Below are 23,308 nucleotides of genomic sequence, written 5' to 3' on the forward strand. Positions count from 1 at the left end.
TGGGGAGTTTAGGCGGGGGCGCGATGCGGCCTCAGAAATACCGGGGGAACCGGCTCCAGTCCGGCGGCCTCTTCTCCAGGAAGGCGTCGCGGCCCTCGACGGCCTCGTCGGTCATGTACGCCAGCCGGGTGGCCTCGCCGGCGAAGAGCTGCTGGCCCACCAGCCCGTCGTCGAGCAGGTTGAACGCGAACTTCAGCATGCGTTGCGCCTGAGGGGATTTCGCGTTGATCTCGGCAGCCCACTGCACGCCGGTCCGTTCCAGGTCGGCGTGGTCGGTGACCTCGTTGACCGCGCCCATGTGGTGCATCTGCTCGGCGGTGTATTCGCGGCCCAGGAAGAAGATCTCCCGGGCGAACTTCTGGCCCACCTGCCGCGCCAGGTACGCGCTGCCGTAACCACCGTCGAAGCTGCCGACGTCGGCGTCGGTCTGTTTGAAGCGGGCGTGCTCGCGGCTGGCCAGCGTGAGATCACACACCACGTGCAGGCTGTGGCCACCGCCGGCGGCCCAGCCGTTCACCAGGCAGATCACCACCTTGGGCATGAACCGGATCAGCCGCTGCACCTCGAGGATGTGCAGCCGCCCGGCGCGCGCGGCGTCGACGGTGTCCGCGGTGTCGCCGCTCGCGTATTGATAGCCGGACCGGCCGCGGATGCGCTGATCGCCGCCGGAGCAAAACGCCCACCCGCCGTCCCTGGGCGACGGGCCGTTGCCGGTCAGCAGCACCACGCCCACGTCGGGCGACATCCGGGCGTGATCCAGCGCCCGGTACAGCTCGTCGACGGTGTGCGGCCGGAACGCATTGCGCACCTCGGGACGATCGAACGCCACCCGCACGGTGGCGTCGGAGACGTGGCGGTGGTACGTGATGTCGGTCAGGTCGCCGAATCCGTCGACGGGTCGCCAGGCCTGCTCATCAAAGGGGTTGGCACTCACGGCTGTTGAACTCCGTCCTTGCTGATGGTGAGGTCGCCGCAGCTGATCGTCTGCGCCGAGACCACCGCGGGGTCCTGGGCGGAAGTGGCCGTCACGGTGTCGGACGCTCCGATGGTGGCCAGCGTGCCGTTGAGGTCGATCTCGGTGCGGCGCACGGTCCACTGGCCGTCGTCGTTCGAGGCCCGCAACCCGACCAGGTGCCGCCCCGGCGATGGCAGCCCCAGGTTGCTGCAACCGATTCCGGTGCCGTTGCCGCGCAGGTCCTGCAGGTCGAACAGGAACGGCGCGCCCTGGTTGTCGGCGACGGTCTGCAGCCGGCAGTCGGCGAAGACGTACAGGTGGGCGCTGCGCCCGTCGCTGACGATCACTTGGTGCTGCCCGTCCTGTTGGGCATCGATTGCCAAGGCGCTCAAGGGGATTGGACTAGCCGATGCGACCTCCACGCTGGAGTTGGCGCCGCTTGCCGTCGTGATCCCGACGACCCGCACGGTGCGGCCCGAGCCGTCGCGAAACTGCCCGAGCCACAACGTGTCCGGCTGACCGTCCCAGTCGAGGTCACCGACCTTGCGCTGGGCCGAACCAACCGGCGGCGCGGTGCCGCCGGGCGCGCAACCCGTCGTGGCGAACGACCGCGCCGGGGGCACGCCGAAAACCGCCACGAGCACCGAGAGCGCCAGCAGCAGACGTCGCATCCGCCTACACCGGATCCAGTCGGAACACCGCGCAGCGGCCGGCCAGGGCTTCGAACTCCTCGGGCCTGCCTTCGGTGACCAGTCCCGCCCGCTTCATGAAGCCGACGCCGGTGGGCACCTCGGCCGGGAAGGCCCGCAGGATCGGCCGCGCGTCGTCCGGCGACAGCTCCACCAGCCGCACGTGCCGGACCTGCCGGCCGCGGGCCACGGTCGCCCGGCCGGCCGCGCGCGCGTTGGCCACCCAGTCGGCACCGGGAAACCCGGCGACGACGAACTGTTTCCCGTCGACCGTCATCGGCGTCACCGGCGTCGACCGGTCGCGCCCGGACTTGCGCCCCTTCACCGTCAGCACGACCGGGCTCTCGCCGCCGAAACTCAGTCCCAGCCGCGACATCCGGATGAAGAGCTTGTTGGCCGGCTTCAGCCACCGCGGCGGCCGGACCGGTTTGTCACTGCCCACGGCAGCGACGTTACCTCTGGAAGGGTTCGGCCCCGTGCGGCCGGGGCGCCGTCGCGCCGACGCCGTCCAGCCGTGCCAGCGCGTCGGCGCCCAGGGTGAGGCCCGCCGTCGCGAGGTTCTCCTCGAGGTGTGCGACGGATCGCGTGCCCGGAATCAGCAGCGTGTTGGGCGCGTGGGCCAGCAGCCACGCCAGGCCGACCTGGGCGCCCGACACGCCGAGCTCGCCCGCGATCTCGGTCACCACCGGCTGGTCGGCCACCTTCGGAAAGCCCGGGAACGACGACCCGAGCGGGAAGTACGGCACCCAGGCGATGCCCTCGGTCGCACAGAAATCCAGCGTCTCCTCCTGGGAGCGGTCGAGCACGCTGTAGGGGTTCTGCACGCACGCGATGCCCGCGGGCGCGGCGCGGCGCACCACTTCGAGCGGCACGGCGCTGACGCCGATCGCGCCGATCTTGCCCTCGTCGCGCAGCGCGACCATCTCGGCGAGTTGGTCGTCGAGGTCGACGATCTGGTCGCCCTCGGCGGCCACGCCGGGCCCGAGGTCCATGCGGCGCAGATTGACCACCGGAACGCGGTCGAGGCCGAGCTGGCGCAGGTCGTCTTCGACCGCGGCGCGCAGCTCGGCGGGCTTCTGGGCGGCGGCCAGGGGCACCGGCTGCGCGCCCGTGTAGCGGGCGCCGACCTTGCTGACGATGACGAGGTCGTCCGGGTAGGGGGCCAGCGCCGCGCGGATCCGGCGGTTCACCTCGCCCGGGCCGTAGAACGACGCGGTGTCGATGTGGTTGACGCCGAGTTCGACCCCGCGGCGCAGCACGCTGGCCGCCTCCTCGGGTGTGGCCTCGAACAGTTGCATCGCGCCGTAGCCGATGCGGGCGACGCTGAGCGTCCCGATGCTGCCGATACCGCCTGGGGCCGCTTGATCCGTCATGGTGCTCCCTCGTGCCACACTGGTAGGAATGCGGAGGGCCCTCCGCTTGCACCGAGCCTAGCAGAACCGGAGGATCCTCCACTTTGGTCCAGCCGAGCCGTTCCGACGCGCGCCGCAACCGCGACAAGCTGATCGAGGCGGCAACCGCGGCGTTCGCCGGCGCGCAGGGGCGACCGGTGTCGCTGGAGTCGATCGCCCGCGACGCCGGCGTCGGGATCGGCACGCTGTATCGCCATTTCCCGAGCCGGGAGGCCCTCGTCGAGGCGATCTACCGCGCCGAGCTCGCCGAGGTGGCCGCGGCGGCCGAACGCCTGCTCGAGCGGCATCCGCCCGAGCAGGCGCTGCGCCGCTGGATGGACCGCTACGCCGGCTTCGTGGCCGCCAAGCGGGGGATGGCCGAGTCGCTGCACGCGATCTTCGACTCCGGCGCCATGCAGCCCAGCCGGACCCGCGACAGCATCGTCGGCGCCGTCGAGCTGCTGCTGCGCGCCGGCGCCGACGACGGCAGCCTGCGCGCCGACGTGCAGGCCGACGACGTGGTGTCCAGCCTGATCGGCATCTTCCTGGCCAGCGGCTCGCCGGAGCAGACGGGCCGCATGCTCGACCTGCTGGCCGCCGGTGTGTCGGCCCACTGAAGCGCCGAGTGTGCGGCCAGCCGCACGGTCGGCCGCGAGTGTGCGGCCAGCCGCACGCTCGGCAGCGCGAACCTAGCCGACCGCGCGGTCGGCGCCCTCCCAGAACCGCGCCCGCACGGCCTTCTTGTCGGGCTTGCCCAGCGCGGTCACCGGCACCGACTCGACGACGATCACCTGCTTGGGCGACTGCACCGAACCCTTGCGCTCCTTGACCGCGGCCTGGATCTCGACGGTCACCCGCGCCACCGTCTCCTCGTCGGAGGGATGGTCGGGCCGCAGCACGATCACCGCGGTGACGGCCTCGCCCCACTTCTCGTCCGGCGTGCCGATGACGCACACCTGCGCGACGGCCGGGTGCTCGGCGACGACGTCCTCGACCTCGCGCGGGAACACGTTGAACCCGCCGGTGACGATCATGTCCTTGACCCGGTCGACGATGAACCAGAAGCCGTCGGAGTCCTCGCGGGCCATGTCACCGGTGTGCAGCCACCCGTCCTTGAACGTCTTGGCCGTCTCCTCCGGCAGGTTCCAGTAGCCGCCGCTCAGCAGCGGGCCGGACACGCAGATCTCGCCGACCTCGCCCTGGGGCACGGGGTTGCCGTCGGCGTCCAGCAGCGCGGTGCGGGCGAACAGGGTGGGCCGCCCGCAGGAGGTGAGCCGCTTCTCGTCGTGGTCCTTCTTGGCCAGATACGAGATCACCATCGGGGCCTCGGACTGCCCGTAGTACTGGGCGAAGATCGGCCCGAAGCGGCGGATGGCCTCGGCCAGCCGCACCGGGTTCATCGCCGAGGCGCCGTAATAGACCGTCTCCAGCGAGGACAGGTCGCGGGTGTGCGAATCGGGGTGGTCCATCAGCGCGTAGATCATCGACGGCACGAGCATGGTGGCGGTGATCTTCTGCTCCTCGATCACCCGCAGCACCTCGGCCGGGTCGAACTTGGTCAGCACGATCAGCTCGCCGCCCTTGATGATGGTCGGCACGAAGAACGCCGCCCCGGCGTGCGACAGCGGCGTGCACATCAAAAAGCGCGGGTTCTCGGGCCACTCCCACTCGGCGAGCTGGATCGTGGTCATCGTGGTGATCGACTGCGCGGTGCCCAGCACGCCCTTGGGCTTGCCGGTGGTGCCGCCGGTGTAGGCCATCCCGCCGATGTGGTCGGGCGGAAGGTCGGCCGCCACCAACGGCTTCGGCGCATACTTCGCGGCCTCGGCCACCAGGTCCACGGCGGATTCACTGAGCGCTTCGGGGACCGGCCCGATCGTCAGGATCTGCTTGAGGCCGGGCACCTTCTCCAGCAGCCCGAGCGCCCGCTCGACGAACATCGGGTTGGGATCGATGATCAGCGACGTCACGCCGGCGTCGCCCAGGACGTAGGCGTGGTCATCGAGGGAGCCCAGCGGGTGCAATGCCACGCGCCGGTAACCCTGCGTCTGGCCGGCGCCGATGATCATCAGCACCTCCGGCCGGTTCAGCGACAGCAGCCCGACGGTGGCGCCGGTGCCCGCCCCGAGCGCCTCGAACGCCTGGATGTACTGGCTGATGCGCTCGGCGAGCTGCCCGCCGGTCAGCGTGGTGTCGCCGAGATGCAGCACCGGCTTGTTCTTGTTGCGCTTGAGCGCACCGACGGTCAGGTGTCCGGAATGAATGGGATGGCGCAGGAGCTCGTCACTCATGTGGCCAGACTAGAACGTGTTGCAGTTCCAGTCAGCCACCCCCCGCCGAAGGCCGGCGAGCACTAGCATCCCTGCCTATGGTCGCCGCAGATCTCGTCGTCACCGGAACCATCCTGACGGTCGACGAGAAGCGGCCCGCCGCCGAGGCCCTCGCGATCACCGACGGACGCATCACCGCGGTCGGCACCCGCTCCGAGGTCGCCGAGCATATCGGCGCCGGCACCCAGATCGTCGACGCGGGCTCGATGGGTGGGGGCTGCGTGATGCCGGGATTCGTCGAGGCGCATGGACATCCGCTGATGGAGGCGCTCGCGCTGTCGGACCGGATCGTCGACATCCGGCCCGTCACCATCGCCGACGCGGACGACGTCGTCGCGGCCGTGCGCGGCGAGGTCGCCAAGAGGGGCGAGGCCGGCGCCTACCTCAACGGCTGGGACCCGCTGCTCCAGGCCGGGCTGCCGCAGCCCAGCCTCGAATGGCTCGACGACGTCGCCCCCGACGGCCCGTTGGTGATCATCCACAACTCCGGGCACAAGGCCTATTTCAACTCGCACGCCGCCCGGCGCGCCGGGCTGACCCGCGACACCCCGGACCCCAAGGGCGCCCGGTTCGGCCGCGGCACGGACGGCGAACTCGACGGCAGCGCCGAGGAGACCGGGGCCGTCTTCCCGCTCTTGGCCGGCGCCGTCGAGCCCGGCAACTACCCGGAGCTGCTGCGCGCCGAGTGCGCCCGGCTCAACCGCGCGGGCCTGACCACCTGCTCGGAGATGGCGTTCGACCCGGCGTTCCGGCCGATGGTCGAGAAGCTGAGCGGTGAGCTGACCGTCCGGCTGCGCACCTACGAGATCTCCAACCCGCAGATGCGCAGCGACGCCACCCCCGGCCAGGGCGACGACATGCTGCGCCAGGTCGGCATCAAGATCTGGGTGGACGGCTCGCCGTGGGTGGGCAACATCGCCCTGACCTTCCCCTACCTGGACACCGACGCCAGCCGCACCATCGGGGTGCCGCCCGGCTCCTGCGGGCACGCCAACTACACCAAGGAGCAGCTGACCGAGATCGTCGGCGCCTACTTCCCGCTGGGCTGGCCGATGGCGTGCCACGTGCAGGGCGACGCCGGGGTGGACACCATTCTCGACGTCTACGAGGAGGCGCTCGAGCGGCACCCGCGCCCCGACCACCGGCTGCGCCTCGAGCACGTCGGCGCCATCCGCCCCGACCAACTCCGGCGGGCCGCCGACCTCGGCGTCACCTGCAGCATCTTCGTCGACCAGATCCACTACTGGGGCGACATCATCGTCGACGGGCTGTTCGGGCCCGAGCGCGGATCCCGTTGGATGCCGGCGGGTTCCGCCGTGGCCACCGGCATGCGGATCTCGCTGCACAACGACCCGCCGGTCACGCCCGAGGAGCCGCTGCGCAACATCAGCGTGGCGGTCACCCGCACGGCACCCAGCGGCCGGGTGCTCGCGCCCGAGGAGCGGCTGACGGTCGAACAGGCGATCCGCGCGCAGACCATCGACGCCGCCTGGCAGCTGTTCTCCGACGACGTGATCGGCTCGCTGGAGGTCGGCAAGTACGCCGACATGGTGGTGCTGTCGGCCGATCCGCGCACCGTGCCGCCCGAGGACATCGCCGACCTCGAGGTGCGCGCGACGTATCTGGCGGGCCGCCGGGTCTACGGCGCGTGACGCCCTCGCTGGCTGACCTGCTGGATCGGCTGCACGTGGTGGCGCTGCCGATGCGGGTGCGCTTCCGCGGCATCACGACCCGCGAACTCGCGCTGATCGAGGGCCCGGCCGGGTGGGGCGAGTTCGGGGCCTTCCCCGAATACGGTCCGCCCGAGGCCGCGCACTGGCTCGCCGCGGGTATCGAGGCCGCCTACCGCCCGCCCCCGCCGCTGAAGCGCGACCGCATCCCGATCAACGCCACCGTGCCGGCCGTCGAGGCCACCCGGGTCGGCGAGGTGCTGTCCCGGTTCCCGGGGGCGAGCACGGCCAAGGTGAAGGTCGCCGAGCCCGGGCAGACCCTGGCCGACGACGTCGACCGGGTCAACGCCGTGCGCGCACTCGTGCCGACCGTGCGGGTGGACGCCAACGGCGGCTGGAGCGTCGAGCAGGCGGCGCGGGCGGCGGCGGCCCTGACCGCCGACGGCCCGCTGGAGTACCTCGAACAGCCGTGCGCGACCGTCGAGGAGCTGGCCGCGCTGCGCGCGCGGATCGACGTGCCGATCGCCGCCGACGAAAGCATCCGCAAGGCCGACGACCCGCTCGCCGTGGTCCGCGCCGGGGCCGCGGACATCGCCGTGCTGAAAGTCGCCCCGCTGGGCGGGGTTTGGGCCCTGCTTGCCATCGCCGCCCAGATCGACATCCCGGTCGTCGTCTCCAGCGCGCTGGACTCCGCGGTCGGCATAAGCCACGGCCTGACCGCCGCGGCGGCACTGCCGCGGCTGCGCCATGCCTGCGGGCTGGGCACGGGCGGCCTGTTCACCGACGACGTGGCCGACGTACCCGCCCCCGTCGACGGCTACCTTTCCGTCGGGCCGGTGACGCCCGACCCGGCGCGACTGCGGGCCCTGGCCGCCCCGGCCGAGCGGCGGCAATGGTGGATCGACCGGATCAAGGCCTGTCATCCGCTGCTTGTACCGTCGTCCGGATGATCAACCTGGCATACGACGATCGCGGGACCGGTGAGCCCGTCGTTTTCATCGCCGGCCGCGGCGGCGCCGGGCGCACCTGGCACCCGCACCAGGTCCCGGCCTTCCTGGCCGCGGGATACCGCTGCATCACCTTCGACAACCGCGGGATCGGCGACACCGAAAACGCCGAGGGATTCACGACGCAGACCATGGTCGCCGACACCGCGGCGCTGATCGAGTCGCTGGGCGCCGCCCCGGCCCGCATCGTCGGGGTGTCCATGGGCGCGTTCATCGCGCAGGAGCTCATGGTGGCGCGGCCCGAGCTGGTCAAATCGGCGGTGCTGATGGCCACCCGAGGCCGGCTGGACCGCGCCCGCCAGTTCTTCCACGACGCCGAGGTCGAGCTGCACGCCTCGGGGGTCCAGGTGCCGCCCATGCTGGACGCGCGAAACCGCCTGCTGGAGAGCTTTTCGCGCAAGACGCTCAACGATGACGCGGCCGTCGACGACTGGATCGCGATGTTCACCACGTGGCCGGTCAAGCAGACCCCGGGCCTGCGCACCCAGATGTACGTTTCGCCACAGACCAACCGGCTGGCCGCCTACCGCAGCATCGCCGCGCCGGTGCTGGTGCTCGGCTTCGCCGACGACATCGTGACGCCGGCCTACCTGGGGCGGGAGGTCGCCGACGCGATCCCCAACGGGCGGTACCTGCAGATACCCGACGCCGGTCACCTCGGGTTCCTGGAGCGCCCCCAGGCCGTCAACGCCGCGGCGCTGCAGTTCTTCAAGTCCTAGTTGGGCGCCCAGCGTCGACTTGTTGCGCGAAATCAAGGCGATTTGGCTCAACAACTCCACGTTCGGCGGCCAATCGCAGGGTTGTGACACGCTGTAGTGGTGAACCCCTCGACGACACAGGCCCGCGTCGTCGTCGACGAACTGATTCGCGGCGGCGTCCGCGACGTGGTGCTGTGCCCCGGGTCGCGCAACGCCCCGCTGGCGTTTGCGCTGCAGGACGCCGACCGGTCCGGCCGGGTCCGGCTGCACGTCCGCATCGACGAGCGCACCGCGGGCTACCTGGCGATCGGGCTGGCGATCGGCGCCGGTGCTCCGGTGTGCATCGCGATGACGTCGGGTACCGCCGTGGCCAACCTCGGCCCGGCCGTGGTCGAGGCCAACTACGCGCGGGTGCCGCTGGTCGTGCTGTCGGCCAACCGGCCCTACGAGCTGCTGGGCACCGGGGCCAACCAGACCATGGAGCAGCTGGGCTACTTCGGCACCCAGGTCCGCGCCGCCGTCAGCCTCGGCCTGGCCGAGGACGCGCCCGAGCGGCTGGATTCGCTCAACGCCACGTGGCGATCGGCCACCTGCCGCGTGCTGGCGGCCGCGACGGGATCGCGCAACGCCAACGCCGGCCCCGTGCAGTTCGACATCCCGCTGCGCGAACCGCTGGTGCCGGACCCCGAACCCCACCGCGCCGCGACCCCGCCGGGCCGGCCCGGCGGCAGGCCGTGGACGTACACGCCGCCGGCAACCTTCGACCAACCGCTGGACGTCGACCTGACGCCCGACACGGTCGTCATCGCCGGACACGGCGCGGGCGTCCAGCCCAACCTGGAGCAGCTGCCCACCGTCGCCGAGCCGACGGCGCCGGCGCCGGCCAACCCCCTACACCCGCTCGCGCTGCCGCTGCTGCGACCGAAGCAGGTGATCATGCTCGGCCGCCCGACGCTGCACCGCCCGGTGTCGGCGTTGCTGGCCGACCCCAACGTGCCGGTGTACGCCCTGACCACCGGGCCCCGCTGGCCGGACGTCTCGGGCAACTCGCAGGCCACCGGAACGCGGGCGGTCACCAGCGGGGCGCCCCACCCCGCGTGGCTGCGCCGCTGCGCGGAGATGAACGAGCACGCGGTCTCCGCGGTCCGGGGGCAGCTGGCGGTGCACCCGCTGACCACCGGGCTGCACGTCGCCGCGGCCGTGGCCGACGCGCTGCGGCCGGGTGACCAGCTGGTGCTCGGGGCGTCCAACCCGGTGCGCGACGCGGCGCTGGTCGGTTTGGACGCCCACGGAATACAGGTGCGGTCCAACCGCGGGGTCGCCGGCATCGACGGCACGGTGTCCACCGCGATCGGCGCCGCCCTTGCACATGAGGGGTCGCACGACGGCCGGACCGTCGCGCTGATCGGCGACCTGACGTTCGTGCACGACAGCTCCGGGCTGCTGATCGGCCCCACCGAACCGACACCGCAACGGCTGACGATCGTCGTGTCCAACGACAACGGCGGCGGCATCTTCGAACTGCTCGAGCAGGGTGACCCGAGGTTCTCCGATGTGTCCTCGCGGATCTTCGGCACCCCGCACGACGTCGACGTCGGCGCCCTGTGCCGCGCGTACCACGTGGAGAGCCGCCAGATCGAGGTCGACGAGCTCGACGCGGCGCTCGACGAACCGGGGACCGGCATGCGGGTGCTGGAGGTCAAGGCGGACCGCTCGTCGCTGCGGCAGCTGCACGCCGCCATCAAGGCCGCTCTATGAATTTTCGAGCACCGTGATCGATCCAAAAGCATTGCTGCACATCCTGATTCATGGCCGCAGCGACGAGCCGCCGACCACCCGGGCCGGGATTACGTTGCGGTGGTTGCGGATTGCGGTGTTGATCCTGGCCGGCCTGGTCACGCTGCAGTCGGTGCTGCTGGTGGCCGGCGCCTGGCGCAACGATCTCGCGATTCGGCACCACATGGGCGTGGCCCAGGCCGAGGTCCTCAGCGCCGGACCGCGGCGCTCCACCATCGAATTCGTCACACCCGAGCGCGTCACCTACCGGCCCGAGCTCGGGGTGCTGTATCCCTCCGAGCTGGCGACCGGCATGAGGATCTACGTGGAGTACAACAAGAACGACCCGAACCTGGTTCGGGTGCAGCATCGCAACGCCGGCCTGGCGATCATCCCGGCGGGTTCCATCGCGGTGGTGGCCTGGTTGGTCGCGGCGGCCGCCCTGATCGGCCTGGCGCTGCTGGACAGGGGGCTGGATCGCCGCGCCAAGGCGCCCGACCAGCAGATTTCGCACGACGTATGCTCGTAGGCAACCTTTCCGACAGCCGGCGCTGACATCGTGGTGTTGTGCGCGTTGCCATCGTCGCCGAGTCCTTCCTCCCCAATGTCAACGGTGTCAGCAACTCAGTGCTGCGCGTCCTCGAGCATCTGCGTCGCACCGGCCACGAAGCCCTCGTCATCGCCCCCGACAACCCGCCGGGCCAGCCGCGGGCGGATCGGATTCACGACGGCATCCGGGTGCACCGGGTGCCGTCGCGGATGTTCCCCAAGGTCACCACGCTGCCGCTTGGGCTGCCCATGCCCCGAATGGTCAGCGTGCTACGCGGATTCGACCCCGACGTCGTGCATCTGGCGTCGCCGGCGTTGCTGGGTTACGGCGGGGTGAAAGCGGCCCGCTGGCTCGGGGTGCCGACGGTCGCGGTGTATCAAACCGACGTCCCGGGTTTCGCGGCGAGCTACGGCATCCCGATGACGACCCGCGCCGCGTGGGCCTGGTTTCGGCACCTGCACACCCTGGCCGACCGGACGCTGGCGCCGTCCAGCGTGACGATGGAATCGCTCGTCGCGCAGCGGTTCCCGCGGGTGCACCGGTGGGCGCGCGGGGTCGACGTGCTGCGGTTCGCGCCGTCGGCCCGCAGTGATGAGCTCAGGCGGCGGTGGTCGCCGCACGGCAAGCCGATCGTCGGGTTCGTGGGCAGGCTCGCGCCGGAGAAGCACGTCGAACGGCTGACCGCGCTGACCGCCGACGATTCCGTGCAGCTGGTCATCGTCGGCGACGGCGTCGATCAGCGCAAACTGCAATCGGCAATGCCCACAGCGGTTTTCACTGGAGCGCTGTACGGCGAGGAGCTCGCCGCGGCGTACGCCAGCATGGACGTCTTCGTGCACCCCGGTGAGCACGAGACCTTCTGCCAGGTCGTGCAGGAAGCGCTGGCCTCGGGGCTGCCGGTGATCGCCCCGGACGCCGGCGGGCCACGAGACCTGGTGGCCCCGTACCGCACCGGACTGCTGTTGGCAGTGAACGAGTTCGAGGCGCGGCTGCCCGAAGCGGTCGCACACCTGCTCGCCGAGCGGCACCGCTATGCGCCGGCCGCCCGGCGCAGCGTGCTCGGCCGCAGCTGGCCGGTCATCTGCGACGAGCTGCTCGGCCACTACGAGGCGGTGCTGTCGCCGTTCTCCCGGCGGCGCGTGTTCGCCAAGCGCTACGCCCAGGGCGAGTAGCCGTCGCGGTCAGCCCTGCGCCAGCTCCGCGACGGGCTGCCACTGCTCCCAGGTGCGTAACCGGTTCTCGTAGTCGGCCCTGGCCGTCTGCAGCGGCGAAGCGCCGAAGAACACCCGCAGCGGCGGCTCCTTCGCGTCCACCACCTTCAACAGCGCGGCCGCCGACGCCGCAGGGTCGCCCGGGCTGGCCCAGCGCCTGCTGCGCTCGGCCTGGACCGCGGCGCGCACCTCGTCGTACGCCGGCAGGGGATTGGAGTGCCTCGCCGACGCGCCACTCCAGTCGGTGTCGAAGCCGCCGGGTTCGACCAGCGTGACGTGTACGCCAAAGGGCGCGACCTCCAGGGCCAGCGCCTGCGAGAAGCCCTCCAGCGCCCACTTCGACGCGTGGTACATGCCGACCAAGGGAAACGCGACGATGCCGCCGATCGAGGACACCTGGATGATGTGGCCGCCGCGCTGCTCGCGCAGGTACGGCAACGCGGCTTGCGTAACCCACAGCGCCCCAAACACATTGGTCTCGATCTGATCGCGCGCCTCTTGCTCGGTGAGCTCCTCGACGAACCCGAAGTGCCCGTAACCGGCGTTGTTCACCACGACGTCCAGGCGACCGAAATGGTCGTGCGCCTGCTTGACCGCCGCGAAGTCGGCCTCACGGTCGGTGACATCCAACCGAATCGGCAGCAGCGCGTCGCCGTACTTCCCGACCAGGTCGTCCAGCGATGCCGTGTCGCGTGCCGTGGCCGCGACCTTGTCGCCGCGCTCCAGCGCGGCTTTCGCCCATTCGCGCCCGAATCCGCGCGACGTACCGGTGATAAACCAAACTTTTTCGCTCACGCAGTGATGCAACGCAACCGTCGGCGCGTCATTCCCGGCGGGCTCACCGGATCGGCGTCCATTGCGTGTCGTTGAGGAATCTCTTGAGGAGCCGGTCGAGCTGGTGGAGGTCGGCTGCCGACCATCCCGAAAGCGCCCGGGCCAGATGATCCCGCCGCACCTCGTGGAGTGCTCCCGCGGCGCGTTCGCCCGGCGCCGTTGCCTCGATGACCGACACCCGTCCGTCGCTTGGATCGCCCCGGCGCGCGGCGAGTCCCGCGTCGACAAGCGCTTGCACCCGGCGCGTGGCCATCCCGACGTCCATGTGCGCCATGCTCGCCAGGCGTCCCATCGGCTGCGGTCCCTCGTCAATCAAGACGCGTAGCAGAATGTAGGACGGCTGCGACAGCTCGGTGTCGGCGGCCGCCGCCTGTCGCGCGAATGCCGAGCGGCTCACGCTGAGCCGCACGATGCGCGCAAGTGTGGCGCTGATGGAATCCACCGAATCCAGCTTGCGGACGGATGTCACGCGCGCACCGTAGCCGGATAAGTTTGACATAGTCAAATAAATGGCGATAGCTTGGCTCCCTCGGGATCTGAGGAGAAGTCATGCCCGCAACCCGCTTCTACTTCGACTGGGCCAACTACCGCACCATGCTTCGGCTGTTGCGTCGCGACCCACCGGCGTCGAAGCCATGGATCCGCTACTTCGCCTTCCTCATCGGCGTGCCGGCAGTCGCGGCCGTCCACGCGGCATGCTTCGCGCTCGATCCGATCCTGTTCGGATCGCTGCGACGGACGACGGTGGTCGCGCCGACCTTCTGTGTCGGGCACGCCCGCAGCGGCACGACGTATCTGCACCGGCTGATGGCGGCGGACCCGCAGTTCAGCTACGCATTGATGTACGAGCTTTTCTTCCCTTCGCTGCTGCAGAAACGCCTGCTGCGCCTGCTGTTTCGGCTCGACGCCGCGCTCATGGGCGGGCGGCTGCGTCACCGCCTCGATGCGGCCGAGGAGCAACGGTTCGCGCCGACCGACGACATGCACAGGACCGGCTTCTTCGTTCCGGAAGAAGACGACTTCTTTCTGACGTGGTCGCTGTGCTCCGGGTTCTGGATCGTCATGTTTCCCTTCATGGGCGAGCTGGACTTCTACCACGTCGACCACTGGCCGGACCGCAAGCGGCGGCGGGTGATGGGCTTCTACTCCGAATGCGTCCGGCGCCAGATCGCGCTGAACGGCGGCGGGACGCACCTGAGCAAGAATCCCACCTTCTGCGGCCGCGTCGAAGCGCTGATCGAGACGTTTCCGGACGCGAGATTCATTGTGCCCCTGCGCAATCCTTACGAGACGATCCCGAGCCTGCTCAAGCTGTTGAAGAACGAGTGGGACCTGCGGGGTCGCGACGAGCACCTGATCGCGAAATCGCTGCGCGTGCTCGCGGATCAGTCGTTCGACGCGTATCGGCACCCGCTCGACGTCCTGGCCAGGCACCCCGAAGTGCGCTCGGCCGTCGTCGACTATCGCGAGCTGGTGGCGCACCCCGAGGCCACGATGCGCCGGATCTACCGCGAGCTGCAGCTCGACCTGGGACCGGTGGCCGCCAAGGCGTTCGAGTCCGCGGGCACCGCAGGCGGGCACGAGTCGGCCCACCGCTACAGCCTCGAGGAGTTCGGGCTCGATCCGCGGGAAATCCACACGCGCCTGGCCGACCTGTTCGAGCAATACCGGTGGGATACCGAAGGAGAGCGTGCACATGCCCACTGAATCAAGCCGGCTCGCCCTGCGGGCCGCCTGGACCGACATGATCGACGCCCTGACCCGGGCCCGCGACGCCGTCGACTCCGCCGAACTGCACGCCCCGCCGGTCACCGAGCAAAGCCTGGCGGACGGATACCGCTACCTGCTGGGCTTCGTGTTCAGCGCCATCGAGCGCGGCCTCTGCGAGGACCCCGAATTCCCGTATTTCCGGCGTGCCATCCAGCCCGTGGACAAGGCCACCATCGACAACGCCGACGCGCTGTACCTCTCGGCCGCCATCGACGGCACCAAAAGCTACCGGATACGCGGCCGGCTCGTCCCAAAAGCGCCGCAGTACATCATCTTCGAGGCCCACAGCGGCTATGCCGGCGACACCGGCAGCCTGGCCGAACTCGGTCCCGGCGGGCGCGCCATCACCGGGTCCCTGGACATCGCGGATCTGCTCGTCGACGACGACGGCCGATTCGAGATCCTGCTGGCGCCGCGGCGGCCCGCCGATCACTCGGGGAATTTCATCGCCACGGCGACCGTCGACGGGACCGTGCCGGCGCAATACCTGATCGCCCGCATGCTCTTTCATGACTGGGAGCACGAAGCATCGCCCGAGCTGCACATCGTGCAGATCGGCAAGGAGGGCGCCCGGCCCGCGCCGCTCGATCCCGACGCCGTGGCGCGCAACGTCCGCCGCATCGGCACCATCGTCGAAAACCAGATGACGTTCTGGAACCAGTTCTATGACCTGGTGCTCGAGGCGCACGGCGACAAGAACGGCGACGGGGCCACCCTCATGCCGCGCAACGACCTGAACGAGCCGGCATTGGCCAATCTCGCGACCGGCGGCGGGCAGAGCACCAACGTCTACTCCGGTGGCGTCTACGACCTGGCCGACGACGAAGCGCTGCTGGTCGAAGTCGTCGTGCCGGTGCCGCCCGCGTACATGGGCTTCCACCTGGCCAACCTGTGGGGCGAGTCACTCGACTACGCCAACCACACCTGCAGCCTCAACGGATTTCAGTCCGAACCGGATCCCGACGGGGCCATCCGCTACGTCGTCGCCGGCGCCGACCCCGGCGTGCCGAACTGGCTCGACACCGCCGGCCACCCCGGTGGTTTCCTGGCCCTGCGGTGGACCTACTCCACGCCGCCGCCCGAATTGCCGAAGGCCTCGGTGACCAAGGTGCCGCTCGCCGGCGTGCGCGAACACCTCCCCGCTGCCACCCGCGTCGTCTCCGCCGAGGAACGCCGCGAACAGATCAGGGTGCGCCAGGAGCACGTCCAGCGGCGTTACCGGCAATACTGACCCGCCCGTGCCCGGGTAGCGTCGACGTCGTGAGTCGCGCGGCGCTGGACAAGAACCCCCGGGACGTCGCGTCGATGTTCGACGGCGTCGCCCGCCGATATGACGTGACCAACACCGTGCTGTCGCTGGGGCAGGACCGGTACTGGCGGCGGGCCACCCGCTCAGCGCTGCGGATCGGGCCGGGCGAGAAGGTGCTGGACCTGGCCGCGGGCACCGCGGTGTCCACCGTCGAGTTGCGCAAGTCCGGGGCGTGGTGCGTGGCCGCCGATTTCTCGGTCGGCATGCTGGCGGCGGGCGCCGGTCGCGACGTGCCGAAGGTCGCCGGCGACGCCACCAAGCTGCCGTTTGCCGACGGGGTGTTCGACGCGGTCACCATCAGTTTCGGGTTGCGCAATGTGGCCGACCAGCACGCGGCGCTGGAGGAGATGTTCCGCGTCACCCGGCCGGGCGGCCGGTTGGTGGTGTGCGAATTCTCCACCCCCACCAATGCGGTGTTCGCGACCGTGTACAAGGAATATCTGATGCGGGCCCTGCCGCGGGTGGCGCGGGCGGTGTCTTCCAACCCCGACGCCTACGTCTACCTCGCCGAGTCGATCAGGGCCTGGCCCGACCAGCCGACGCTGGCGCAGCGGATTTCGGCGGCCGGGTGGTCGGCGGTGCGCTGGCGCAACCTGACCGGCGGCATCGTGGCGCTGCACGCGGGATACAAACCGGGCTACTGACCTGCGCGCTGGATGAAGCCGACCTGGTCGGGGCAGTAATGGTCGATCGCGGCGCCGAGGAACTGGAGCGCCTGGCCCTGGGTGGTGCCCAGCGGCAGGTTGCGCTGGAGGAAGGTGGCCGACTTGTACGCGTCGCCGTCCACGCCCCTGCCGATCCGGTCACAGGAGATCTTGCCCAGCCAGGCCAGCTGGTCCTGCGGGCCGTACACGCCGAAGCGATTGACGGTTTGCTTGAACACGTAGTCGTAATCGTCGGCCTGAGCAGGCGCCGCCAGTGCGACAGCGGCGCCCGCCATGGCGATCAGAGAAGCCAGTCTCATGCCCTTCATTAGCCGGACTATACACCTGCGCTGGTCAGGAGCCCAGGTGCGCCGACAGCAGCCACGCGCCGACCGACTTCAGACCCTCGGGCTCGTCGCGGACGTCGCCGAACGGCGAGCCGTCAAAACCGTCGGGCAGGTTGGCGTAGATGCGCGCCGGCCGGATCTCGTCGACGACCCAATACTCGGACACCGCCTCGCGCAACTCGTCTGCGGTCACCCCGTTGATCGGGCCGTCCGGCACCGCGGCCTTGTCGAAGACCAGCGCGAAGTAGGAGGCGCCGGGCGCGGCGGCCCGCTTGATCGACTGCTGGTAGCCCTCGCGCGCCTCGACGGGGATCGAGTGAAAAAGGGTCGAATCGACGATCGTGTCGAACCGGCCGTCATAGCCGGTGAACTTGCTGATGTCGGCGACCTCGAAGGTCGCGTTGGTCAGACCGCGCTTCTCGGCCTCGCGCCGGGCCAGGCCGATCGCGGTGGGCGAGAGGTCCAGGCCCACCGTGGTGTGCCCGCGGGCGGCCAGGGTCAGCGAGATGGCCGCCTCCCCGCAGCCGACGTCGAGCACGTCGCCGTGGAACCTGCCCTGCTCGATCAGCGCGGCCAGCTCGGGTTGCGGGGCGCCGATGCTCCAGGGCGGCCGCGTGCCCTCACCGAATTGGGCGGATTCACCGCGGTAGGCGGTTTCGAACTCGAAATCTAGTGGTTGCGTCATGCGATCATGGTATATCAATCAGGCTGATACATGTCAATGGTATTGATACGCCGAGCTGGGGTCCCTTCCGCGGGCGAGCAGGCACAAAAGCCCCCGATTCGGTTGCGAAACTGGGGCTTTTGCGTTCCCCCGCAAGCGGGAGGTACCCCCAGCTCGGGCGGCAATGTCAGCTGAACGGCGTCCGGCGATCGATCAGCCGCGACAGCCGCCCACCGCCGCGCCAGACGCGCGCCACCCAGTCGGCGTCGTCGTCGGTGACCAGGTTGGCCATCACGCGCACGGCGATCGTCATCAGCCGCGTCGAGCGCATCGCGACCGGGCCCGTTGCGGGCAGGAAGCGCTGGAACGTCAGCAGCAGGGCGAGCCTGCGGGCCACCGAAAATCCGCGGCCGTAATGCTGCTGCAGCAGCGACGGCCACACGTGCGAGGGGTCGCGGCAGTCCAGCAGCTCGGCGGCCAGCCGACCCGTCTCCAGGCCGTAGTCGATGCCCTCGCCGTTGAGCGGGTTGACGCACGCCGCCGCGTCGCCGATCAGCATCCAGTTGGGCCCGGCCACCCCGGAGACCGCGCCGCCCATCGGCAGCAGCGCCGACGACACCGCCCGCGGCTCGCCGGAAAAGCCCCATTCGTCGCGGCGCAGGTCGGTGTAGTAGGAGATCAGCGGCCGCAGCGCCAGGTCCGCCGGCCGCTTCGACGTCGACAGGGCCCCGACGCCGATGTTCACCTCGCCGTTGCCGAGCGGGAAGATCCAGCCGTAGCCGGGCAACACGGCGCCGTCGGGGGAGCGCAGTTCCAGGTGTGAGGTCAGCCAGGGGTCGTCGGCCCGCGGCGTGGTCAGGTAGCCGCGCGCCGCCACGCCGTACACCGTCTCCTGGTGCCAGCGCCGGCCCAGTTTGCGGCCCAGCGGCGAACGGGCCCCGTCGGCGACGATCAGCCGGCCGCACCTGACGTCGGTGCCGTCGGCCAGTGTCAGCGAAACCACGCGCCGCGACGAGTCATGATGCGGGGCAACCGCTTTCGTCCCGAGCAGCATCCGGGCCCCGGAGTCCTCGGCGCACTTGCGGATCCGGTCGTCCAGCTCGAAGCGGGCCACCGCGCTGCTGGTCGACGGGAACGACGGGCCGGGCCAGTCGATCTCCACCTCGCCGCCGAACCCGCTCATCCGCAGCCCGCGGTGCCGGATGCGGGTGTCGAGCCAGTCGCCGAGCCCCAGCAGTTCCAGCTCGGCGACCGCGCGCGGGGTCAGCCCGTCGCCGCACGGCTTGTCGCGCGGGAAGCCGGCGGAGTCGATGACGAGGACGTCGGCGCCGGCGCGGGCGGCCCAGGCGGCCGCCGCCGAGCCCGCGGGTCCGGCGCCGACGACCACCACGTCGGCCTTCATGTCCACGCCCACCAGTATGTTGGTCGGGTGAGGACTCCGGCGACGGTGGTGGCGGGCATTGACTTCGGGGACGCCGATTTCGCCGGCATCGTGCGCGACGGCGTCGGCCGGATCGAGCAGCTCATGGACACCGAGCTGCGCAGCGCCGACGCGGTGATGACGGACTCGCTGATGTATCTCTTCAAGGCCGGCGGCAAGCGGTTCCGGCCGCTGTTCACCGTGCTGTCGGCGCAGATCGGACCGAACCCGGAGGCGGCGGAGGTGACGATCGCCGGCGCGGTGATCGAACTGGTGCACCTGGCCACGCTCTATCACGACGACGTGATGGACGAGGCGGAGGTCCGCCGCGGCACGCCCACCGCCAACGTGCGCTGGAGCAACAACGTCGCGATCCTCGCCGGTGACTACCTGTTTGCGACGGCGTCGCGGCTGGTGTCGCGGCTGGGACCGGAGGCGGTGCGGCTCATCGCCGAGACGTTCGCCCAATTGGTGACCGGGCAGATGCGCGAGGGCCGGGGTGCCGCCGAAGGGGCGGATCCGGTCGAGCACTACCTGAAGGTGGTGTACGAGAAGACGGCCTGCCTGATCTCGGCGGCCGGCCGGTTCGGCGCGATGTTCGCCGGCGCCGACGGCGAGCAGGTGGACCGGCTGAGCCGGCTGGGCGGCATCGTCGGCACGGCGTTCCAGATCTCCGACGACATCATCGACATCGACAGCGACTCGCATGAGTCCGGCAAGCTGCCCGGGACCGACATCCGCGAAGGCGTGCACACCCTGCCGATGGTCTACGCGCTGCGAGAGCCGGGCCCCGAGGCTGCGCGGCTGCGCGAGCTGCTGTCCGGGCCCGTCGAGGACGACGCGGCGGTGGACGAGGCTTTGACGCTGTTGCGTGCGTCACCCGGCATGGCGAAGGCCAAGCACTTCCTGGAGCAGTACGCGGCCGAGGCCCGGCAGGAGCTGGCCCTTTTGCCCGACGCCCCCGGTCGGCGCGCGCTGGAGACGCTGGTCGACTACACGGTGAGTCGGCACGGTTAGCGCCCCTAACGGACCCAGCGGAACCCCGACCGCCTCTTCGGGCGTTCAATGGGCGATAGGCAATGCTCCAAGGAGGAGACCGATGACCTGGCATCCGCATGCCAACTGGCTGAAGACCTTCGCCCTGTTGGTCGGCATGTCCGCGTTGATCGTGTTTGTCGGCTCGCTGTTCGGCCGGACGGCGATGTGGCTGGCGGTGCTGTTCGCCATCGGCATGAACGCCTACACGTACTTCAACAGCGACAAGCTGGCGCTGCGGGCGATGCACGCGCAGCCGGTTTCCGAGCTGCAGGCGCCGGTGATCTACCGGATCGTGCGCGAGCTGGCCACGGCCGCGCACCAGCCGATGCCGCGGCTGTACATCAGCGACACCAACGCACCCAACGCGTTCGCCACCGGACGCAACCCGCGCAACGCGGCGGTGTGCTGCACCACCGGCATTTTGGAAATCCTCAACGAGCGCGAGCTGCGCGCCGTGCTCGGCCACGAGCTTTCCCACGTCTACAACCGCGACATCCTGATCTCCTGCATCGCCGGCGCCATGGCGTCGGTGATCACCGCCCTGTCCTACATGGCGATGTTCTTCGGCGGCGGAAACCGGGAGGGCGGCAATCCCTTTGCGATGCTGCTGGTTTCGTTGCTGGGGCCGATCGCCGCGACGGTGGTCCGGCTGGCCGTGTCCCGCTCGCGGGAGTACCAGGCCGACGAGTCGGGCGCCGTGCTGACCGGCGACCCGCTGGCCCTGGCGTCGGCGCTGCGCAAGATTTCCGGCGGGGTGCAGCTCGCGCCGCTGCCCCCGGAGCCGCAGCTGGCCAGCCAGGCTCACCTGATGATCGCCAACCCGTTCCGCGCGGGCGAGCGGATCGGTTCGCTGTTCTCGACGCACCCGCCGATCGAGGACCGCATCCGTCGGCTCGAGGAGATGGCGAGGGGCTGAGAGCTTCCCCCCAGCTTTGGTAGCGCATGCGCTACCGATTCCTGGGGAAGTCGCATGGTTTGGAGAGGCGCTCTCCGCTGGGATGATTGGCTCCCGAATCTGGTGGCGCATCTGCTACCAAAGAGGCCCGAAGCTCTCCCTGGGGATGAGTGACTCGCGAATCCGGTAGCGGATGCGCTATCAAATTCCGCGTGGACCGCTACACCTACCGCGCTGAATGGTCGCCTCATTACAACGAGTACGTCGGCGTGTGCGTCGAACTGCCTTACCTGAGGCGCGAGGCGCCGACCGCCCCGGAGGCCGTCGCCGCCATCCAGGAGGCACTCGTGGAACACCTATGCACCCTGCGCGCCTGCGGGGATCCCATCCCCGCACCGCTTTCCGAACGCCGTTACAGCGGGACGTTCAGCGTCAGGACATCACCGGAGCTGCACGCGCGGCTGGTTCTGGAGTCCATCGAGCAGGGGGTGTCGATGAACCAGTGGATAGTCCAGAAGCTCAGCGGGCGGGCGCCCAGCAGCACGTTCGGGCTGTCCGGTTTCGATTAAGCCGCGCGTCGTTCGGCAACCGCGTCGCCGGTCCGGCTTCCGAGGTGCCCGGTCTCGAACATCCCCCGGACCTCGACCGTGCCGCCGGTGGCCTCGAACTGCCGCTGCCAGTCGTTGATCGCCTGATGCGCGGCGTGGTCGAGGTAGTTGACCGAAAGGTCCACCGTGACCGCGGCGCCGGCAGGAACGGACGCCAGCACGCGCGTCAGCCGTGGCAGCGCCAGGAAGGTGCATGCCGGCCCCTCGATCAGCACGTGCCAGTCATCCCCGACGGGCTTGGCTTCGACCTTGGCACGGATCACCCGCCACCCGGTCAACGCGATGGCCAGTGCGAGTCCGATCAGCACGCCGTGCAGCAGGTTGAGGAAGATGACACTGACAACGGTCACGACGTAGACCGCGAGATCCCCGTGCTTCATTGCCGTTTCGATGTGGGCGGGCATGAGCAGCTGGACGCCGATGACGATCAGCAGGCCGGCCAGCGCGGCCGTCGGGATCTCTTCGACGAGTTCCGCGAAGGGAACGGTGAACAACAGGATCCACAGGCCGTGCATCATCGACGACGCGCGGGACTTGGCGCCCGCGTTGACATTGGTTGAGCTGCGGACGATTACACCGGTGACCGGCAGGCCGCCGATGGCCCCCGACACCATGTTGGCGGTGCCCTGCCCGATCAGCTCGCGGTTGAAGTCGGTGCGCGGCCCGTTGTGCATCCGGTCGACCGACACCGCCGACAGCAGGCTCTCGACGCTGGCGATCAGCGCGACGGTGATGACGCCGATCGCCACCGCACCCCAGTTGCCGTGCGGGATGTCAGGCAACTGCAGCGCGTCCAGCGGCGACCCGTCGAGGTCGATCCGCCGCACATGGAACGGAAACACGACCGAGACGAGCGTCACCGCCACGATGGCGACCAGGGGACCCGGGACGAAGCGCAGCCTGGCCGGAACCCAGCGCCATGCGACCAGGATGGCGATCACCAGCGCGCCCAGCAGCACTCCGGGCCGATGCGAGTCGATGATCTGACCCGGCAGCCCAATCAGGTTGTGCCAGGCCGAGCTTTTGGATTTTCCGCCCAGCAGCACGTGCGCCTGCTGCAACGCGATCGTGATCCCGATGCCCGCCAGCATGGCGTGCACGACGACGGGTGAGATGGCCAGTGCCGCCCGCGCGACGCGGCTGAGCCCCAGCAGAACCTGCACGACGCCGGCGGCCAGGGTGATCAAACACGTTATGCCCCAACCGAAATCGGAGACCAGGCCGGCGACCACCACCGTCAGCCCGGCGGCGGGGCCACTGACCTGCAGCGGCGAGCCGCCGATGGCGCCGACGATGATGCCGCCGACGACCGCGGCGATCAGGCCGGCGAGCACCGGGGCGTTCGACGCTATCGCGATTCCCAGCGACAACGGGAGGGCGACCAGGAAAACCACCAGCGACGACGGCAGGTCGTGTCGGACAATCATTTGTATCCGGTCGCGTCGTGAGCTTTCGATATTGGGCATCGTTCGCTTCCGTCGTCGGGTAGGGTTGCGCTACGT

General features: G+C 70.0%; 24 protein-coding genes. 13 read left to right on the forward strand and 11 right to left on the reverse strand.

Annotation, left to right across the window (positions count from 1 at the left end):
• Positions 1-31 precede the first annotated feature (31 nt).
• From A5705_RS17535 to A5705_RS17550, 4 genes are read right to left on the reverse strand one after another with little or no spacing between them, the layout of a single operon-like run.
• On the reverse strand, positions 32-934 hold the full coding sequence (locus tag A5705_RS17535; RefSeq protein WP_068278815.1) for a 1,4-dihydroxy-2-naphthoyl-CoA synthase: 903 nt from the start codon (positions 932-934) through the stop codon (positions 32-34).
• Complete coding sequence (locus tag A5705_RS17540; RefSeq protein WP_068278817.1) at positions 931-1,626, reverse strand: hypothetical protein; 696 nt, start codon at positions 1,624-1,626, stop codon at positions 931-933. The genes A5705_RS17535 and A5705_RS17540 overlap by 4 nt, the downstream gene beginning before the upstream one ends.
• 4 nt (positions 1,627-1,630) lie before the next feature.
• On the reverse strand, positions 1,631-2,086 hold the full coding sequence (locus tag A5705_RS17545; RefSeq protein ID WP_067881520.1) for a nitroreductase family deazaflavin-dependent oxidoreductase: 456 nt from the start codon (positions 2,084-2,086) through the stop codon (positions 1,631-1,633).
• 10 nt (positions 2,087-2,096) lie between these two features.
• Positions 2,097-3,017 carry an aldo/keto reductase gene (locus A5705_RS17550; RefSeq protein ID WP_068278819.1) on the reverse strand — a complete coding sequence of 307 codons (921 nt, stop codon included), beginning with the start codon at positions 3,015-3,017 and terminating at the stop codon, positions 2,097-2,099.
• An 83-nt stretch (positions 3,018-3,100) separates the two neighbouring features.
• On the opposite strand from A5705_RS17550, the gene A5705_RS17555 reads away from it, so the two are divergent.
• Positions 3,101-3,652 (forward strand): TetR/AcrR family transcriptional regulator, encoded by a 552-nt coding sequence (locus A5705_RS17555; RefSeq protein ID WP_067881527.1) that lies wholly within the window; start codon positions 3,101-3,103, stop codon positions 3,650-3,652.
• A gap of 72 nt (positions 3,653-3,724) precedes the next feature.
• Here A5705_RS17555 and fadD8 read toward each other — a convergent pair whose 3' ends face one another.
• Positions 3,725-5,326 carry a fatty-acid--CoA ligase FadD8 gene (gene fadD8, locus A5705_RS17560; protein WP_068278821.1) on the reverse strand — a complete coding sequence of 534 codons (1,602 nt, stop codon included), beginning with the start codon at positions 5,324-5,326 and terminating at the stop codon, positions 3,725-3,727.
• Between the two features lie 77 nt (positions 5,327-5,403).
• On the opposite strand from fadD8, the gene A5705_RS17565 reads away from it, so the two are divergent.
• From A5705_RS17565 to A5705_RS17590, 6 genes are all read left to right on the forward strand, one after another.
• Positions 5,404-7,017, forward strand: coding sequence for an amidohydrolase (locus A5705_RS17565; protein ID WP_068278825.1), 1,614 nt, complete (start codon positions 5,404-5,406; stop codon positions 7,015-7,017).
• A gap of 50 nt (positions 7,018-7,067) precedes the next feature.
• The gene (locus tag A5705_RS17570; protein WP_231982493.1) at positions 7,068-7,985 is read left to right on the forward strand and encodes an o-succinylbenzoate synthase; all 918 of its coding nucleotides are present in this window, start codon (positions 7,068-7,070) and stop codon (positions 7,983-7,985) included.
• Positions 7,982-8,761 carry an alpha/beta fold hydrolase gene (locus A5705_RS17575; RefSeq protein ID WP_067877389.1) on the forward strand — a complete coding sequence of 260 codons (780 nt, stop codon included), beginning with the start codon at positions 7,982-7,984 and terminating at the stop codon, positions 8,759-8,761. The genes A5705_RS17570 and A5705_RS17575 overlap by 4 nt, the downstream gene beginning before the upstream one ends.
• A 99-nt stretch (positions 8,762-8,860) precedes the next feature.
• The gene (menD, locus tag A5705_RS17580) at positions 8,861-10,498 is read left to right on the forward strand and encodes a 2-succinyl-5-enolpyruvyl-6-hydroxy-3-cyclohexene-1-carboxylic-acid synthase (protein ID WP_068278934.1); all 1,638 of its coding nucleotides are present in this window, start codon (positions 8,861-8,863) and stop codon (positions 10,496-10,498) included.
• 13 nt (positions 10,499-10,511) lie between these two features.
• Entirely contained in the window at positions 10,512-11,045 is a 534-nt protein-coding gene (locus A5705_RS17585; protein ID WP_067877385.1) for a DUF3592 domain-containing protein, read from the forward strand.
• Positions 11,046-11,083: 38 nt separating this feature from the next.
• Positions 11,084-12,238 (forward strand): glycosyltransferase family 1 protein, encoded by a 1,155-nt coding sequence (locus A5705_RS17590; RefSeq protein ID WP_067877382.1) that lies wholly within the window; start codon positions 11,084-11,086, stop codon positions 12,236-12,238.
• 9 nt (positions 12,239-12,247) lie between these two features.
• On the opposite strand, the gene A5705_RS17595 is transcribed toward A5705_RS17590, so the two are convergent.
• Together A5705_RS17595 and A5705_RS17600 are read right to left on the reverse strand one after the other, a co-directional pair.
• On the reverse strand, positions 12,248-13,072 hold the full coding sequence (locus A5705_RS17595) for an SDR family oxidoreductase (protein ID WP_068278827.1): 825 nt from the start codon (positions 13,070-13,072) through the stop codon (positions 12,248-12,250).
• 43 nt (positions 13,073-13,115) lie between these two features.
• A complete protein-coding gene (locus A5705_RS17600; RefSeq protein WP_067877376.1) occupies positions 13,116-13,580 on the reverse strand; it encodes a MarR family winged helix-turn-helix transcriptional regulator in 465 nt (154 codons plus the stop codon).
• 80 nt (positions 13,581-13,660) lie between these two features.
• On the opposite strand from A5705_RS17600, the gene A5705_RS17605 reads away from it, so the two are divergent.
• The 3 genes from A5705_RS17605 to A5705_RS17615 are packed head-to-tail and all read left to right on the forward strand — an operon-like array spanning position 13,661 to position 16,834.
• Positions 13,661-14,818 carry a sulfotransferase gene (locus A5705_RS17605; protein ID WP_067877373.1) on the forward strand — a complete coding sequence of 386 codons (1,158 nt, stop codon included), beginning with the start codon at positions 13,661-13,663 and terminating at the stop codon, positions 14,816-14,818.
• The gene (locus A5705_RS17610) at positions 14,808-16,112 is read left to right on the forward strand and encodes a hypothetical protein (protein ID WP_068278830.1); all 1,305 of its coding nucleotides are present in this window, start codon (positions 14,808-14,810) and stop codon (positions 16,110-16,112) included. The genes A5705_RS17605 and A5705_RS17610 overlap by 11 nt, the downstream gene beginning before the upstream one ends.
• Before the next feature lie 29 nt (positions 16,113-16,141).
• Positions 16,142-16,834 (forward strand): demethylmenaquinone methyltransferase, encoded by a 693-nt coding sequence (locus tag A5705_RS17615; RefSeq protein WP_068278836.1) that lies wholly within the window; start codon positions 16,142-16,144, stop codon positions 16,832-16,834.
• On the opposite strand, the gene A5705_RS17620 is transcribed toward A5705_RS17615, so the two are convergent.
• The 3 genes from A5705_RS17620 to menJ form a co-directional block, all read right to left on the reverse strand.
• Positions 16,828-17,163: a DUF732 domain-containing protein gene (locus tag A5705_RS17620; protein WP_067877362.1), complete on the reverse strand. Its 336-nt coding sequence runs from the start codon at positions 17,161-17,163 to the stop codon at positions 16,828-16,830. The genes A5705_RS17615 and A5705_RS17620 overlap by 7 nt on opposite strands.
• 25 nt (positions 17,164-17,188) lie before the next feature.
• On the reverse strand, positions 17,189-17,866 hold the full coding sequence (locus tag A5705_RS17625; RefSeq protein ID WP_068278838.1) for a class I SAM-dependent methyltransferase: 678 nt from the start codon (positions 17,864-17,866) through the stop codon (positions 17,189-17,191).
• Positions 17,867-18,032: 166 nt separating this feature from the next.
• Positions 18,033-19,259 (reverse strand): menaquinone reductase, encoded by a 1,227-nt coding sequence (gene menJ / locus A5705_RS17630; RefSeq protein WP_231982483.1) that lies wholly within the window; start codon positions 19,257-19,259, stop codon positions 18,033-18,035.
• Between the two features lie 15 nt (positions 19,260-19,274).
• Here menJ and grcC1 point away from each other — a divergent pair, with 15 nt between their 5' ends.
• The 3 genes from grcC1 to A5705_RS17645 all read left to right on the forward strand — a co-directional run bounded on the left by grcC1 (position 19,275) and on the right by A5705_RS17645 (position 21,767).
• Positions 19,275-20,282 (forward strand): nonaprenyl/(2E,6E)-farnesyl/geranylgeranyl diphosphat synthase, encoded by a 1,008-nt coding sequence (gene grcC1 / locus A5705_RS17635; RefSeq protein ID WP_067877353.1) that lies wholly within the window; start codon positions 19,275-19,277, stop codon positions 20,280-20,282.
• A gap of 82 nt (positions 20,283-20,364) precedes the next feature.
• Positions 20,365-21,219, forward strand: a complete 855-nt coding sequence (gene htpX / locus A5705_RS17640) for a zinc metalloprotease HtpX (RefSeq protein WP_068278839.1) — start codon at positions 20,365-20,367, stop codon at positions 21,217-21,219.
• Positions 21,220-21,410: 191 nt separating this feature from the next.
• Positions 21,411-21,767 carry a type II toxin-antitoxin system HicB family antitoxin gene (locus A5705_RS17645; protein WP_067877348.1) on the forward strand — a complete coding sequence of 119 codons (357 nt, stop codon included), beginning with the start codon at positions 21,411-21,413 and terminating at the stop codon, positions 21,765-21,767.
• On the opposite strand, the gene A5705_RS17650 is transcribed toward A5705_RS17645, so the two are convergent.
• A complete protein-coding gene (locus tag A5705_RS17650; RefSeq protein WP_067877345.1) occupies positions 21,764-23,272 on the reverse strand; it encodes a SulP family inorganic anion transporter in 1,509 nt (502 codons plus the stop codon). The genes A5705_RS17645 and A5705_RS17650 overlap by 4 nt on opposite strands.
• Positions 23,273-23,308 lie beyond the last annotated feature (36 nt).

The sequence above is a fragment of the Mycobacterium sp. E787 genome (assembly GCF_001668725.1).
Classification (GTDB): Bacteria; Actinomycetota; Actinomycetes; order Mycobacteriales; family Mycobacteriaceae; genus Mycobacterium.